Annotated in this window: 9 protein-coding genes and 1 pseudogene; 3 read left to right on the top strand and 7 right to left on the bottom strand. The window is 41.8% G+C overall.

Going from position 1 to position 15145, the window contains the following annotated elements; translation table 11 throughout:
* Positions 1–88: 88 nt before the first annotated feature.
* Positions 89–2296, bottom strand: coding sequence for a T9SS type A sorting domain-containing protein (locus tag IPJ86_00835; GenBank protein ID MBK7885881.1), 2208 nt, complete (start codon positions 2294–2296; stop codon positions 89–91).
* A 338-nt stretch (positions 2297–2634) separates the two neighbouring features.
* Entirely contained in the window at positions 2635–4107 is a 1473-nt protein-coding gene (locus IPJ86_00830; protein ID MBK7885880.1) for a DUF92 domain-containing protein, read from the bottom strand.
* A gap of 21 nt (positions 4108–4128) precedes the next feature.
* On the opposite strand from IPJ86_00830, the gene IPJ86_00825 reads away from it, so the two are divergent.
* A complete protein-coding gene (locus IPJ86_00825) occupies positions 4129–4596 on the top strand; it encodes a hypothetical protein (protein ID MBK7885879.1) in 468 nt (155 codons plus the stop codon).
* Between the two features lie 277 nt (positions 4597–4873).
* Complete coding sequence (locus IPJ86_00820) at positions 4874–5764, top strand: homogentisate phytyltransferase (GenBank protein MBK7885878.1); 891 nt, start codon at positions 4874–4876, stop codon at positions 5762–5764.
* Positions 5765–5879: 115 nt separating this feature from the next.
* On the opposite strand, the gene IPJ86_00815 is transcribed toward IPJ86_00820, so the two are convergent.
* The 5 genes and pseudogenes from IPJ86_00815 to IPJ86_00795 all read right to left on the bottom strand — a co-directional run bounded on the left by IPJ86_00815 (position 5880) and on the right by IPJ86_00795 (position 14154).
* Entirely contained in the window at positions 5880–7133 is a 1254-nt protein-coding gene (locus tag IPJ86_00815) for a porin (GenBank protein ID MBK7885877.1), read from the bottom strand.
* A gap of 467 nt (positions 7134–7600) precedes the next feature.
* Positions 7601–8780 (bottom strand): annotated as a pseudogene (locus IPJ86_00810) (acetyl-CoA C-acyltransferase).
* A gap of 133 nt (positions 8781–8913) precedes the next feature.
* Entirely contained in the window at positions 8914–9591 is a 678-nt protein-coding gene (locus IPJ86_00805) for a toxin-antitoxin system YwqK family antitoxin (protein ID MBK7885876.1), read from the bottom strand.
* Positions 9592–9627: 36 nt separating this feature from the next.
* Positions 9628–12030, bottom strand: a complete 2403-nt coding sequence (locus tag IPJ86_00800) for a 3-hydroxyacyl-CoA dehydrogenase/enoyl-CoA hydratase family protein (GenBank protein ID MBK7885875.1) — start codon at positions 12028–12030, stop codon at positions 9628–9630.
* A 198-nt stretch (positions 12031–12228) separates the two neighbouring features.
* A complete protein-coding gene (locus IPJ86_00795) occupies positions 12229–14154 on the bottom strand; it encodes a S9 family peptidase (protein MBK7885874.1) in 1926 nt (641 codons plus the stop codon).
* Between the two features lie 169 nt (positions 14155–14323).
* Here IPJ86_00795 and IPJ86_00790 point away from each other — a divergent pair, with 169 nt between their 5' ends.
* A complete protein-coding gene (locus tag IPJ86_00790; protein ID MBK7885873.1) occupies positions 14324–14905 on the top strand; it encodes a DUF5606 domain-containing protein in 582 nt (193 codons plus the stop codon).
* Positions 14906–15145: the final 240 nt, after the last annotated feature.

Here is a 15145-nt window from a genome sequence, read left to right as displayed (position 1 = left end):
AAGACAATTATTTTGCCTACCAACGATAAGCTTGACAAAAAAAAGCCGAAAGCACTACGTACCTCCGGCTTATATTGGTTGGTTAGGGTTATTGTTTTACGATGCGGAAGTAATTCACTTCGCCTTCATTTTTACGGATACCCAGCAGGTAGGCACCGGTTTCCAGATTATTGACAGGGATGCTGATGATTTTTCCGAATCGGATAGCATCGGTTAACATGTTTCTTCCTGTCAGATCATAAATGGCAGCCGTGTATTCGCCTTGTACATTCATAGTGATGGTCACTTCATCTCTTGCAGGAACAGGGAAAATACGTATATCCGATGCCGTTATATCGTCCAGGCCGATGGTGGTAATGGTATAACAAGCGGAAGTATCGTTGCAACCGTTTTTAGTCACAGATAAAGCATACGTTCCGGGAACAAGCGGAATAAATTGTTTGGCAGTAGCTCCGGGAATAGGTGCAAATCCATTGTTGCAATCCAGCCATTGATAGGTAGCGGCATTTGCAGCAGCAACCATGATATGCTGATTCACATTCACTGTAGTATCCACCGCTCCCACAAAGAGAATACCAACGCCACTGGTCAAATCCAATCCGCAAGACTCACTGGCAATGCAACGGTAGAAGAGATTGTTAAAGGCAGTGGATAATCCGGTCAATGTAAGTGATGGGGTAGTGGCGCCACTGTATTCGTTGCCATCCACAATATCGGTCCATACGGTTCCTCCGTTGGTTCCTTCCTGCCATTGATAAGTCAAATTGGTGCCGGTGAAGCTAACAGTATATCCGGCATTTCCCCCGGGACAAGTACCTGTACTTACCGGCTGAGAAGTAACCACGGGATAACTGCATTCACTGTATCTGGCAATAAAAATATCATTCGCGCCGGAACTGGTTAAAGGCGGAATGAGATTCATGGGATCTACATTTAAGGGTGCATTACCATAATAACCGGTTACCCAAATACCATTGGATGAATTGTCAATAGCAATACTTCTGGTGTAGTCGGTGAGGGCAGATCCGTTTCTCAGTGCCCATTTATAATTTCCACCATCATCATATTTCGCCAGGAAGCCATCGCGACCGGAAACTGCTTTTAATGTAGCTGTAGCAGCACTTACATCAAAATCGGCTGAATCAAGGAACGAACCGGCAACAAAAACATCTCCTGCTGCATTTACACGGATACTGTTAGAATTATCAGAACCCGTTCCTCCAATGCCACCGGCCCATTGCAACTGTCCTGCATTATTGAATTTGTTGATGAAGGCATCAGTGCTCCCCTTACTTTGAATGTATAAAGTATCGGTACCCGGATTAAAGTCTACGATGCTGTTAAAGGTACCCGTGGAATACACATCCGTACCACGTGTGGTTACAGAAAATATATTGTCAGCCAGCGAACCTCCAAAGGATACAGACCAGTTATAGGCACCTGCAGAAGAATAGCTCGCGATGAAACAATCTGAAGAACCCACCACAGTGACAGAAGTACCTCCGATAGGATCAACATTCATTGAAGTGAAAAAGTAACCGCCAATGATAACATTTCCGACGGCATCCACCGTAACCGATTTAGAGTAATCACTGGAGGTGCCCTGTAATCCAAAACCCCAGATGTAATTTCCGGAAGTATCGTATTTAGCAAGATAAGGATCATAACTTGTAGCGGGATTGGCATTGATAATAGTAGCAAAACCTGCGTTGGGATCGAGGTCAAGGGAGTCACTGCTGTATTCACCCGTAAGGTAGAAAAATCCGTTCCCGTCAAGAGCTATGGCCTCTGCATATTCTGTATTCACTTGTCCGAACGCTTTTGACCAGACAAAATTTCCGCTGGAATCAAACTTGGCCACGAACATATCCGTGCCTCCTGCCGAGATATGCGTAGATGTTCCGGGACCCGGATCAAGATCAACTGTTCCGGCAAAAGTTCCGGCGAGATAAATATTTCCGGTTGCATCTACATCCAGACAATACCCGCGATCCAGTCCGGTGCCTCCGGTGCTGATCACCCAAATAAGATTTCCGGAAGGAGTATATTTGGCAATGTAAATATCCGAGCTTCCTGCAGAAGTCTTGTTTGCCGTTCCTGCTCCCGGATCAAAATCGCAAGTACCATCGAAGCGGCCGGTAACATAAATATTTCCGGATCCGTCAGAAGTCATATAGTCACCATATTCATTACCGGTGCCTCCGGCCTTGCCGGCCCAGCTGTAAATGGGTACAATCTGCGCTTGTAAAGTGAAAACACTTACAGAAAGTGTCAATAATAGTATCAGTTTTTTCATGTCAACGTGTATTGGTGTTTTGATCTACAAGTATAAATATTTTTTTTCAATCACCAACCAAAAAACGGGTCTGATTATCAATTTGATCAGAATATTACAAATTTAAACGTGGAGCGGCACGGGATTTTAATCCTTTAATGCCGGATAAAGTAAGAAGAGTGCTAATATAGGAGCTGTTGATGCATTTTGAATCTGACGACCATTTTCTTTTCTTAAAATGAAATTTCATCAATATATTGTTATCGGGAAAAGCTAACAATTTAATTATTTTAAAGTGGTTAAAATCATAATACATTTTAACAATTAATTTCGGATGATGACCAATATAATGCAATTAATTATTTAGAAAATGCGATCAATGCCAGTAATCCAACAATCGTGATGACATTGCTTAACAGGTTTACCATATCATTCGTCATCCAGATTATTCCTTTCATTGCTGATGCTTTGCCTGTGTAAATTACATTTTTATCTGACCATACTGCATTTTTTTCATTGAAAAATTTTACCTGCACCAATGATCCCAGAATACTATCCACCAGCATTCCGGTAAAGCCTACACCGGTGATCAGGAGGAAAGATGATATATTGGTACTTTCAACTACCAAAAGATAAAGTCCGGCAACAGACAAGGCGCCTGCTAAGCCGGCCAAAGAACCTGCAAAACTTATTCCGCCGGACAAACCGGAGGGTACCTTTTTCCGGCGAATGATGTCAATGGTCTTCCCGCGCAAACCCATCCCAATTTCTGACGACCAGGTGTCGGCGGTGGAAATGGCGATGCTGGCAAATGCGGCGAGATAATAAGTGCTTTCATCCAGAAAATTGGAGAGAATAATGAGCAGAATAAATATACCTCCATTGGCAAAAACCTGGAATTCATCTCTTGCAGCACCACTTTTACTATCCGTGTTTTCATTGGTGTTCCTGTAAATTCGTCCGATGAAGGCACTGCTCAAGAAGAAAAGCAATAAAGGGAGAAGTGCTTTTATTCCACCAAAATAGATTACGGTAAGTCCGGATAAAGCGGCAGCATAAGCGCCGTTGCGACTAAGTAAATTCTTTTTTATACTGAAGTAAATAAATACTACAGCAATGGCCGGTAAAAGGAAGTAGCTGCCTGTAGTATGTAATTCGTTCAGACGATTGGTGCAAGTGATCAGCAATGCCGATGCAAGGGGTAGCCAGAAATTATCCCAGCCCCGGCGACCTAAATGTTCTACTAACATTAAAAGGAACAGGAGATAGAAAAATTCCGAAAAATGCATCAGGAAATTACCATTGAATGAAAATGCATGAAGCATTATTTTATAGTTCACCAGATATAATCCAAGTCCACTGAGCAGGAAGAAGGTGTTTCCCGCGACGGTTTTTTCTACTTTTTGTAGAGAAGGATTAGATTTTTTGTAGAGGTTTCCGGCAACAGCAGCAGAAGCATCACAAACGGCGAGTATCGCCATCGAAAAACCAATGATCCAAACCTCGTTCCTGAATAGCATCAATAGTATCAAATACGCGGGAGGGAATAGGGCAATTCCCCAACTTCTTCGTCCGTCTTCTTCTTTAAAAAGTATACCTTGTGCGACCAGTACCAGCAAAATAATTTCACAAATGCAAACAATTCCGATGAGTAAATTCAAGTTCGAAACGAGCAAGGGTACTACAGCACAAAGGGATATTACAGTAAAGTGAAGAATTTTCCTGCTGAGCCAATAGGGAATAATATTTTTTCGGGAAAACCATTCAGATCCTATAGTAATGAGGAAGGTGAAAAAGAGTAATGCGAGAAGTAATCCGGAATCCGTGTACATTTACAGCGAATGTAGTGAAAGATGATAAAATGGATTGAATTGGCAGACCAGCCCTGGTTCCCATCGTATTTCAGAACGATGCAAACTGATTTTATCGGATGGCTGGTGCATCTTGTCGGTTTGTATCAACCGGTTGCAATAATCGTGGAAAATGCTTTGGGGAAATTGAAAGTAAAAAGTATTGTTGATTTATGTTCAGGGAATGGCCTTGCCATCGTTTCAGCAATAAAAGATGTACCGGAAGATAAACTGACTGTTGTGTACCTGAGTGATAAGTATCCTTCCTTTACAGTCCCGGAAAATGTCCGTGTGAAGCGGATGGCCGGACCGGTAGATGTGTTGAAGCCGGAAACTTTACCTGCCGGACTTCGCACCATTTTCAATGCCTATCACCATTTTAGTGAAGAGCAAGCACGGGTGTTGTTAGATGAAAATGCGAAGGAAGGCCTGCTCATTTGCGAAATTCTGGAACCCACCTTTTTAATCTGATCAAGATATTTTTTACAACTACGATTGTCCAGTTTCTAACCTGCTTTTTTGTAAAACCATTTCGAGTAGATCGTATATTTTTCACTTGTATTCTTCCCGTTAATCTTATCACAGTAACATGGGATGGAATAGTGAGTGTGTTGAAAAGCCGGAGGGCAATAGACATTGAAAAAAGTTTGATCGATCATCTCGGCAAAGGGTATAACGTAACTTGCGGTAGCTATAGAAAAATGCTGACAAAAGTAAACTGGTTCCTCATCTCACCTGTTCCTATACGATGAAACAGCTCCTTCTACTTTGGAAATTCAGCAGGCCCCATACATTAATCGGGTCCTTTGTAAGTGTGACGTCACTCTTGTTTGTTGCATTAGCCGGTGAGCATCCCGGTCTGGAATTACTGGCTCCGTATCTCATTGGATTGATTGCAGCCCTTTGTTGTAATATTTATATTACCGGACTCAATCAATGGTCGGATGTGGAAGTGGACCGGATCAACAAACCCTGGTTACCCATTCCTTCCGGACAGCTTTCTTCCAAAGGAGCGATGCGGATCATTCTGGTTTGTCTGGTGTTGGCGCTATTGCTAGCCATGATGCTTTCCTTCTTTTTTCTTGCTTTGATTGGCAGCATCGCTGTATTAGGAACTGTCTATTCGCTACCGCCATTTAAACTCAAGCGGAATCATTTTTTTGCTGCTGCAACAATTACGCTGGTGAGAGGTGTGCTGGTGAACATTGGGTTTTATGTCCACTATAAAATGATTTTGAATGAATCGGTAATACCCGATACGACTATAATACTGCTCACCTTATTTGTAGTGTTATTCAGTATTGGTATTGCGTGGTTTAAAGATATTCCCGATACCGATGGAGATAAAAAATTCGCTTTTGGCACGCTGCCACTCTTAATTGGTCGTCGCGCCACCTTTCGATTGGGGGTTGCTCTGCTCACTATGGCTTATCTCATTATGATGTATGCCGGTTTCATGCAGCTTTTACCCAATGGCAATTACTACCTCGTGACTCATGTTATTTTATTGCTATTTTTTATAGTCGCAGCTCTTTCTGTAAAGTTATCAGACAGCAAGAGCATTAAAAAATTCTATCTTTTCTTCTGGGTGTTATTTTTTCTGGAATATATTTTATATCCCCTTGGACTGTATGTATGACCTGGAAATGCAGAATCAAACACGTAATGTCAGCACTCAAAGGAAATATCTTCCTGCACTTGCCCTGTAGGCCGTATCTCTATAACCTACGACCTACAGGTCTTCACTATATCAACTAAAAATTTATCTGCGCCTGCAATCTCAACAGACTTCCGTCTTGTAAATTATCCTGCTTTTTGAAATCTTCAAAACGACGCGAAGAGATCGTATACATGGCCACGAATTCGAATTGTTTGATAGGTTGCCATTCCACGCCAATTTCATATTCTTCTACCTCATAGCTTCGTGCATCCAATTCATGCTTCTTGCCTCCTTTGTAAAATTGATATCTTCCAAATGGAATAAGAATATGATGGCCGATGTTTGTTTTGTAAGATACGGTGACGTAACCTCCTTTTAAATCCCGCACTTCAATGGAGTCTGTTGCTTTGTTAAACTCAGGACCTTTTCCAACATTGTATTCTGCTTGTATTCCGAAAGGCTTTGGATAGAGGACAAAGGAACCCGCAAAGCGTTCGTCGAGATATTCTTTTTTCTCATTGGTTTTAACACCTGCACTTAACTGATCTGTGGGCATTACAAATTTTCCTGTATACCCCTGGACTCCGGGTTCAATAATCTGGTTCCCGATTTGAAAAGGATAGGTGAGACGTCCAACAATATGCTGGTTGTTGTTTAACTCCGGTTTATTAGCGGTTTGTCCGTTGTACAAACCAAAACCAAAAATTCCATAATCGCCCGAGCCCTTTAGTCCATCCGCTACCAGACTTGCATATAATTTCCTGATTTTTTCCGGCGCATAATAGAACATTCCACCCAGATCGCGTTCATTACTCAAAGCGCTGTTAAGTGCATCATTCCGGTCGAGCGGTAAGCGATTCTGACTACTCTGCAAATTCTCAAACCCGAAGGGGATTTTACTCTGACCAAATCGGAATCTGAACTCATTCTTTTGATCGACACCTAAATCAATATAAGCATCTCTTAGCTGTGCAAACTGCAGGCTGGTAGAGCTCGCTGAACTTGCGAAATCAGGTTGAATGTAAAAATAGACTTGTTTGGAGATCTGCCCCGACCAGATAATCCGAACCCGGCGTAAGAAGAAACCACCGTTATCGCCCCAGCTTTTATCACATTGTTCACATTTCAAATCAGGATTCGTTTCCAGTAAGCGGTTATACCTAACCTGAACATAACCACGGATAGCCATGGTTTCGAACCATTTTTTAGGTGTTTCTTTTTTTAAGGTATCCTTGGCTTCTTGCGCCAAAACAGAGTTGGTGGGAGAAAACAGAAGACCAAGTACGAAAGAAAACAGGAGTAGGATTTGTTTCAGCCTAATTTGCAGGGGTTGATTTTTCAGGAACATTTGCTGGTGTTATCTTAATGTTATAGGTGTATAATTATTGTATTGGTAATGATTCGATAATATGAGCAAATCCAGTTGGAGGTTTATGTATCTAATTCCTAATTAAATAGACCGGGAATTTTGCTATCCTTCCAATTTGACGCACGCAAAGTACTTAACAATAAATTAAACATTAAATAACAAAGAGGATTGGTAATGATTTTTTAAAGATGTCCTTAAAAAATTAAAGTTAATTTAACATTGGTGGGTTGAAATTTTGAAATTAATGCTATGGTTTGAAACTCATGATCCACTGGGCAGCTGTTCCGGAAATGAGGTTTTTCACTCGTGAAATCTGATGAGATGATTCAGGATGGAAAGGGGAGGAATGCATAATAGCAGATCTGTACTATAGCAAAAGAAGGCAGTTTGTTTTTCTATCACAGGAAAAGAGTGTGATAGAGATCATCTAAACCTCAGGACCGGGGCTAAAGTCTTTCAAAAATCCCAGCAGCTCCCTGCCCGGTTCCTACGCACATCGTCACCATGCCATACTTCTTCTTGCGGGCTTCGAGTTCATTCATGATTTGTACCGTTAACTTCCCTCCGGTACATCCTAAAGGGTGACCTAACGCTATCGCACCTCCGTTAACATTTACTTTTTCTTCGTTTAAGCCCAGCTCTCTGATGATAGCCAGACTTTGGGAAGCGAAGGCTTCGTTCAGTTCAATGAGGTCAATATCATCTTGCTTCATTCCGGTTTGTTTCAAAACGGCAGGTATCGCTTTCACGGGACCAATACCCATAATCCTGGGTTCTACTCCTGCTACGGCATAACCAACAAAAACGCAGACGGGGCTGTATGTTGAGCTGCTTGAGCATCTTTTCCGAAACTACCAATACAAAGGCGGCTCCATCACTGGTTTGAGAACTATTACCTGCTGTCACGGATCCTTTGGCATCAAAAACAGGTTTCAGTTGTGCCAATCGTTCAATGGAAGTATCGGCACGTGCACCTTCGTCCGTATCGGCGATGGTTTCTCGTGTTTGCTTTTTTTCATTCTCGTCAAGATACGTTTCGCGAACAGTAAATGGAACGATCTGATTTTTGAAATTTCCATCATTAATGGCTTTCACTGCTTTTTGATGAGAACGGAACGAGAAGGCATCCTGATCCTCACGGCTAATTTTAAAATCATTGGCAACAGCTTCCGCAGTCAAGCCCATTCCCCAATAATAATCAGGATGTACTTTGGCCAATTCGTAATTCGGAACGATTCTCCATCCCCCAAAAGGAATCGGACTCATGCACTCCGCTCCTCCGGCAATGATACAATCAGCAAGTCCGGCTTTAATTTTAGCAGCAGCGATGGCAATGGTCTCAAGTCCGGAAGCGCAGTAACGATTGACAGTCATCCCCGGGACTTTATCGGTGTTGAGTCCCATCAATGAAATCATACGACCCATATTGAGTCCCTGTTCCGCCTCGGGTGTTGCATTGCCTACAATGACATCGTCAATTAATTCTTTGTCAAGTTGAGGAACTTCTTGTAAAATTTTTTGAATGACGGCTACTGAAAGATCGTCAGGTCTGGTAAAACGAAACATTCCTCGTGGCGCCTTGCCCACTGCAGTTCGAAATCCGGTGATGATATAAGCCTCAGACATACTTGATGATTTTAAAGCGAAATTATGGAAAGAATTTCATCAAATTATCCTCTGGTTTTTTTCGGAAAAGGAATTTATAAACAGGGCAAAAAAAAATCCCGTAGAGACGGGATTTTTTTTCAAGTAGTAGTATTTATTTTTTGGTCGTATCCACCGGAGTAGGTGGAGGGGTTGGTGTCGGAACCGGTGCATTTGCTTTCATGGTGGAATCTCCCGGAGCAACACCCGGCTTACCTCCCTTTTCAGCAGCTTTTTTTGCTTCCAACGCCTTCTTCGCGGCTTCTGCTTTTTTGGCTTCTTCCGCCGCTGCTTTCAAGTCAACACCATCTTTATAGGAAGAGGCGTTGATCAGTTGACCTTTGCGGTTGAAAGTTCTCCAATCGCCATCGCGTTTGTTGTTTTTATAACGTCCCTCGGAGGCTACTTCACCATCTTCATAGTACTTCGTCCATTTTCCATCCTTCTTATTGGCGATGTATTCTCCTTCCTGTTTAATCTGACCGGAATAGAAGTATCTCTTGTAAACACCTTCTTTAATACCATTTTGATATTCGATTTCTTCCATTATCTTTCCGTAAGGATAAAAGCGGCGACTAATGCCATGTCTTCTGTCATTGACATATTCCACTTCATTGATCAAATCTCCTAAAGAATTATAAGTACGCCATAGCCCCTGCTTTTGACCAAGCTCATCAGTCTTATTACGATGCTTTTCCCGTCCGGGAGCATATTTGGGCTTATCTTCTGTTTGCGCTGAAAGAAGTACAGGCATTGCAAACAGAAACATCAACAGGATACACCAACGTTTCATACGTGTCAGGATTACTTGGCTAAAGTAATAACTAATTTAATTCCTCAAAGGTTTTCCTGTGGTCAAAATAGATTGAATTCTTTCAAGTGTCTTCTTTTCCCCACATAATGAGAGAAATGCTTCCCTTTCCAGATCCAGTAAATACTGTTCAGAGACTAAAGTAGGGCTGCTTAAATCCCCTCCACAAAGTATAAATCCGAGTTTTTGACTGATTTTCTGGTCGTGTTCACTGATATAATGACCTGAATACATGGTATCTGCACCTACCCAAACAATACCTAAGCCACTCTTTCCTAATACTTTAATATCTTTTCTGGGTGACTTTTGGGTGTAGCCGGCTGACGCTAATTCAATAACAGCACTCTTGGCATCAGAAAGGAGCCTGCTTTTATTCATGCTAACTTCATCTAATCCGGGCCTCAGAATCCCCAAATCGAAGGCTTCGGCGGCGGAAGTAGAAACTTTTGCCTGTCCAATGGTCAGAAAACGGTCGCGCAAAGCATTAATTTCAATATCGCCTTCCTTGAAGCTATCAGATAATCTTAATGCGAATTCTTTAGAACCACCGCCTCCGGGAATTAAACCCACCCCAAATTCAACCATACCTGTATAGAGTTCTGCATGTGCTTGAACTTTGTCGGCATGTAAAGTCATCTCGCATCCGCCACCCAGACTTAAACCAAAAGGTGCAACCACTACCGGAATTGAAGAATACCGTACCCGCATGTTCATTTTTTGAAACATCCGAATGGCCATATCGATTTCATCCCATTCCTGTTCAATGGCCATCATGAAAACCATCGCCAGATTTGCACCGGCACTGAAATTGGGTCCTTCATTTCCAATCACTAATCCCTGAAAATTTTCTTCTGCCAGTTCTATCGCTTTATTTACACCTTGTACTACTTCACCGCCAATTGTATTCATTTTAGTACGGAACTCACAGCAAAGCACATCATCACCGATGTCGATAACGCTGCAACCGCTATTGCTCCAAACAGTTTTAGTTCCACGTAAGGGTTGTAAGTAGAGATAGGCTTCCTGGCCGGGGATAATTTTGTAGCCTTTCGATGGAATATCGTAATACCATTTCTTTCCATCTTGCACTTTATAAAATGTAGCACAGCCGGCGGCGATCATATCATATACCCAGGGAGCGCCTTTCATATCAGCTTTTTCCATGGCTTTAAGTGTGCCTTCCACTCCGAGGACATCCCAACTCTCAAAAGGACCAATCTCCCAGCCGAATCCTGATTCCATCGCGGCATCAATACGAAACACTTCATCGGCAATTTCAGGGATTCTCTCAGAGACATATCTGAATAAACCATAGAAGGATGCTCTGTAAAATTCACCGGCCTGATCTTTACCGGCTACAAGAATTTTCATTCTTTCGCGTAAATCATCTACCGTCTTTGTCAACTCCAGTGTTGCAAATTTCGTTTTCTTTTGCGCCCTGTAATCAAGACTGCTGAGATCCAGCGCTAAAATTTCTGACTTGCCATCAGCGCCTTTTACTTTTTTATAAAATCCCTGCTTTGTTTTATCGCCCAGCCATTTATTCTCTGTCATTTTAGAGATGTAACCGGGAAGTTTGAAATATTCTTTCAGACTATCGTCTTTCAACCCTGCGCTTAAACCATTCGCAACATGTACCAGTGTGTCAAGCCCAACCACGTCACAGGTTCTGAAGGTGGCTGACTTTGGTCTTCCCAGAACCGGCCCGGTAAGTTTATCAACATCTTCAATGGCCAATTGCATTTTTTCGACGAGATGGAAGAGATACATGATGCCAAACACACCGATGCGGTTAGCGATAAAAGCAGGAGTGTCCTTACAGAGTACAGTGGTTTTACCGAGATAAAGGTCACCGTATTCCATGAGGAAGGAAATAATTTCCTTGTCGGTATTGGTTCCCGGAATAATTTCAAGGAGGCGTAAATAGCGGGGCGGATTAAAGAAATGCGTTCCGCAGAAATGTTTTTTAAAATCATCACTTCTTCCGTCCTCCATCAACGCTATCGGAATGCCGGAAGTGTTGGTAGTAATTAAGGTGCCGGGTTTACGGTATTTTTCGACACTTGTAAAAATGCTTTTCTTGATTTCTAATTTTTCTACAACAGCCTCAATGATCCAATCGCAGCTTTCTATTTCCGGAAGATTATCCTCAAAGTTTCCTGTTTTTATCCGACTAGCGTATGATTTTTTATATAGGGAAGCCGGATTGGATTTCAATGTGGCATCAAGGGCTGCATTCACGATTCGGTTTCGTACCGCCGGATGTTGAAGTGTTAAACCTTTGGCTTCCTCTTCTTTTAAAAGTTCATTGGGGACGATATCCAGCAGGAGTACACTCAGTCCAATATTTGCAAAATGACAAGCAATTCTTGAGCCCATGATTCCGGATCCCAATACAGCCACTTTTTTTATCTTACGCATAGTTCTATGATTCGCAATTTACAAAGCCAAACTTAGCAGTAAATCCGTTGGGCTTTGACGATGGTTTCATCCTTTTATTAACAGAAAAAACATGTCGGTTGATGACATGCTTTTTCTATAATAGAGATGTGGTTATGAATGTGATTATTCTACCTGATGCATTCAGTCAATTGTATTTGCAGAACCTGAAACCCTTAACTATTTGCCATAGGGTGTGCTTTTGAAGAGCGGTTCATCGCTTTTTTTTGCCAGATGTTTCCCTAAAAAGGTCTCCATTGCACCATAAAATTCAAATTTATTTTCTTCGTTTCTGAATCCATGGCCTTCATTGTCTTTAACCAGGTATTGCACTTCAATATTGTTTTTCTTCAATGCTTCAACCACCTGATCACTCTCATCTTTATTTACACGTGGATCTTTAGCTCCTTGCGCAATAAAGAGCGGACATTTTATTTTGTCCACATGAAAAACCGGGGAGTATTGATGCATCATCACTGAATCTTCCGGATTTTGTGGATTGCCGACCATGGTATACATCATCTCCAAATAGGGTTTCCAGTAGGGAGGAATGGTTTTCATGAAGGTGAAGAGATTGGATACCCCTACATAGTCCACCGCACAAGCATATAGGTCAGGTGTAGTGGTGATGCCTGCCAGCGTTGCATATCCCCCGTAGGAAGCACCGTAAATTGCCACTCTTTTCGGGTCAGCAATGCCATTAGCCACCAGCCATTTTACGCCATCTGATATATCATTCTGCATAGCTTGTCCCCATTGTTTGAATGAGGATTCCCAAAACTTACGGCCATATCCTGTACTTCCTCTGAAGTTCATCTGAAAAACGGCATAGCCACGGTTGGCCAGAAACTGAACCTCCGGATTGTAACCCCAGCTATCACGCGCCCATGGTCCACCATGAGGATTGATCACTACAGGAAGTTTCGTTTGATCTTTTACGGTTTTAGGGATAGTCAGATAGCCATGGATAATTTTTCCATCACGGGCTTCATAACTTACCGGACGCATTTCGCACATGTCATCCTCATTGATCCACGGACTTACTTCATGCAATTTCGTGAGTTTGTCGGTCGCCTTATCATACATATAATAGGCGCCGAGGCTTCGATCACTGTATGTTCGAACCAGAAATTTATCTTCGTTTTTGTTCTTTGATGTCACTGCAATATGGTAACCTTTCAATTCTTCCTGAAATTTGGTGTACATAGTTTCAGTTTCAACATCCAGAAATTTATATTCGTATTTATCAGTCTCAAATCCTATGCTTGTAAGTACTTTTCTTTTTCTCGAAAAACTGAGTTCTGAAACATCCACTTCGGGGTGCTCAAAAAGTAATTCTTCTTCTTTACCGGTACTGGTGTTTATTCGAACTATTGCTTGCTTATCCCTTCCTACATTACTGGCGGCATAGAGTTGCTTATTATCAAATGTATAAAAAAGAGGGGAAACAGATTCCCGGAAATCAGTTGTCATTAATACCTTGAATTCATCCGTTTCTTTTTCACGTACCAATAAACTGGACTCAACACCATCAGTCGTTACAGCCGCACGAATGGCACCGGTATGATCTGTTACCCATCCTGAAATATTTCCCGGATTTTTTGCTACTTGTTTCATATCACCCGTGGTAATGTTGAGACGATACACATCAAAAACTTCGGGATTATCCTTGTTCATTTGGATGAGTACTTCATTCGGGAAATCTTCGAGATCATCAACAATTGATACCCGCACCTCTTTAAATGGAGTAAGATCTTTTTCTGTTTTTCCATCTGTAGACGCCACAAATAAGTGGAAGTTTTCATCTCCCCCAAAGTCACGTACATAGATCAGGCTACTGTTGTTTTTCCAGAAATATCCGCTGATATCACGATCGGTAAGGCTGGTAATACGGGTGGCAGTCTTTTCTCCTGGTTTTTGAATGTGAATATTCATTCTGTTGTTCCATGGTGCCAAATAAGACAAAAGGTCTCCTTCCGGTGAAATCTGGAATCGGGTTTTTTCAGCGTTTTTAAAGAAGTCCCGAAGTTCATAGGTCTTTACCTGTGCTGAAAGCGAATGCGATACAACAAGAGCAAACGCGAGCATTAGAAGTTTTTTTGTCATAGTTTTTAGTTCAATAGAGAGGGCTAATTTAATAGAATCAATACTATAAAACCTTCTTTTTAGACAAACTGTATTTTTCTACTGTTAAAACGTACTAATTCACTTACAAAATAAAATATAATGACGAAAATCAATTAAACATGTTATTTTTGCAGTTGAATATAAAGATATGAGTTTCGATAAAATAATCTCAGTTCCCGGATTAAGCGGGTTGTTTAAGATGGTCGCTCAAATGCGGAATAGCGGCTTTGTAGTAGAGTCATTGGCCGATGGTCGCCGTATTCCCGTTTCTTCTATGCAGCGGATAATCATGTTAAAGGATATTGCTGTTTATACCATGGAAGATGATATTCCGCTGTATGACGTTTTTAAGAAAATGAAGGAGCAGGATGCGCTGGCGCTTTCTATTTCACCTAAAGCCGAACCGGCTGATTTAAAAGCAACTCTGAAGAAAATTCTTCCTGAGTTTGACGACGAACGGGTGCACGCTTCTGATATTCGCAAAATGTTTATCTGGTATAAACTGGTTAAAGATATCGTTGGTTCTCCGGAAGCGGAAGAAGCAATGAAACTGGAAGCCGGTGAAATGCCGGTGAAAGAAGCTGATGCTGAAGTGCCTGCCGCAGAGGTGGTTGCCGAGAAAGTGGTGAAGAAGAAGGCCGTCAAGAAGAAGGAAGAGGTGGTTGCAGAGGCCGCTACAGAAGAAGCTCCAAAGAAGAAAGCCAGAAAATCTTCTAAAACGGCAGAGTGATTTTTGCTTAAAAGATACCTCTCCGATTTGGCAGTGAAAAGGTGATATCGGATCTGTTTCATTTTTGCATCGTACATCTCTTGGCTTTGATGCAATCATATGTTGAATTTGGCGGACTGCTTCAACCATCATTTGGTAAGGGGAAAGAGTGGATGTTAAGCAATGGTAAGTACGGGAATTAAGACAGGAGTTCACCTTAGGAGGAGTTATCTTTTTCATTAAACCCATATTCTTATTTAT

This window comes from Bacteroidota bacterium, from assembly GCA_016713925.1.
Classification (GTDB): Bacteria; Bacteroidota; Bacteroidia; order AKYH767-A; family OLB10; genus JAJTFW01.
This window is presented reverse-complemented; position numbering and strand designations above follow the sequence as displayed.

Bases quoted from the DNA above. Each gene is read 5' to 3' on its own strand.
- IPJ86_00835 (MBK7885881.1), bottom strand. From the start codon at position 2,296: ATGAAAAAACTGATACTATTATTGACACTTTCTGTAAGTGTTTTCACT.
- IPJ86_00830 (MBK7885880.1), bottom strand. From the start codon at position 4,107: ATGTACACGGATTCCGGATTACTTCTCGCATTACTCTTTTTCACCTTC.
- IPJ86_00825 (MBK7885879.1), top strand. From the start codon at position 4,129: ATGATAAAATGGATTGAATTGGCAGACCAGCCCTGGTTCCCATCGTAT.
- IPJ86_00820 (MBK7885878.1), top strand. From the start codon at position 4,874: ATGAAACAGCTCCTTCTACTTTGGAAATTCAGCAGGCCCCATACATTA.
- IPJ86_00815 (MBK7885877.1), bottom strand. From the start codon at position 7,133: ATGTTCCTGAAAAATCAACCCCTGCAAATTAGGCTGAAACAAATCCTA.
- IPJ86_00805 (MBK7885876.1), bottom strand. From the start codon at position 9,591: ATGAAACGTTGGTGTATCCTGTTGATGTTTCTGTTTGCAATGCCTGTA.
- IPJ86_00800 (MBK7885875.1), bottom strand. From the start codon at position 12,030: ATGCGTAAGATAAAAAAAGTGGCTGTATTGGGATCCGGAATCATGGGC.
- IPJ86_00795 (MBK7885874.1), bottom strand. From the start codon at position 14,154: ATGACAAAAAAACTTCTAATGCTCGCGTTTGCTCTTGTTGTATCGCAT.
- IPJ86_00790 (MBK7885873.1), top strand. From the start codon at position 14,324: ATGAGTTTCGATAAAATAATCTCAGTTCCCGGATTAAGCGGGTTGTTT.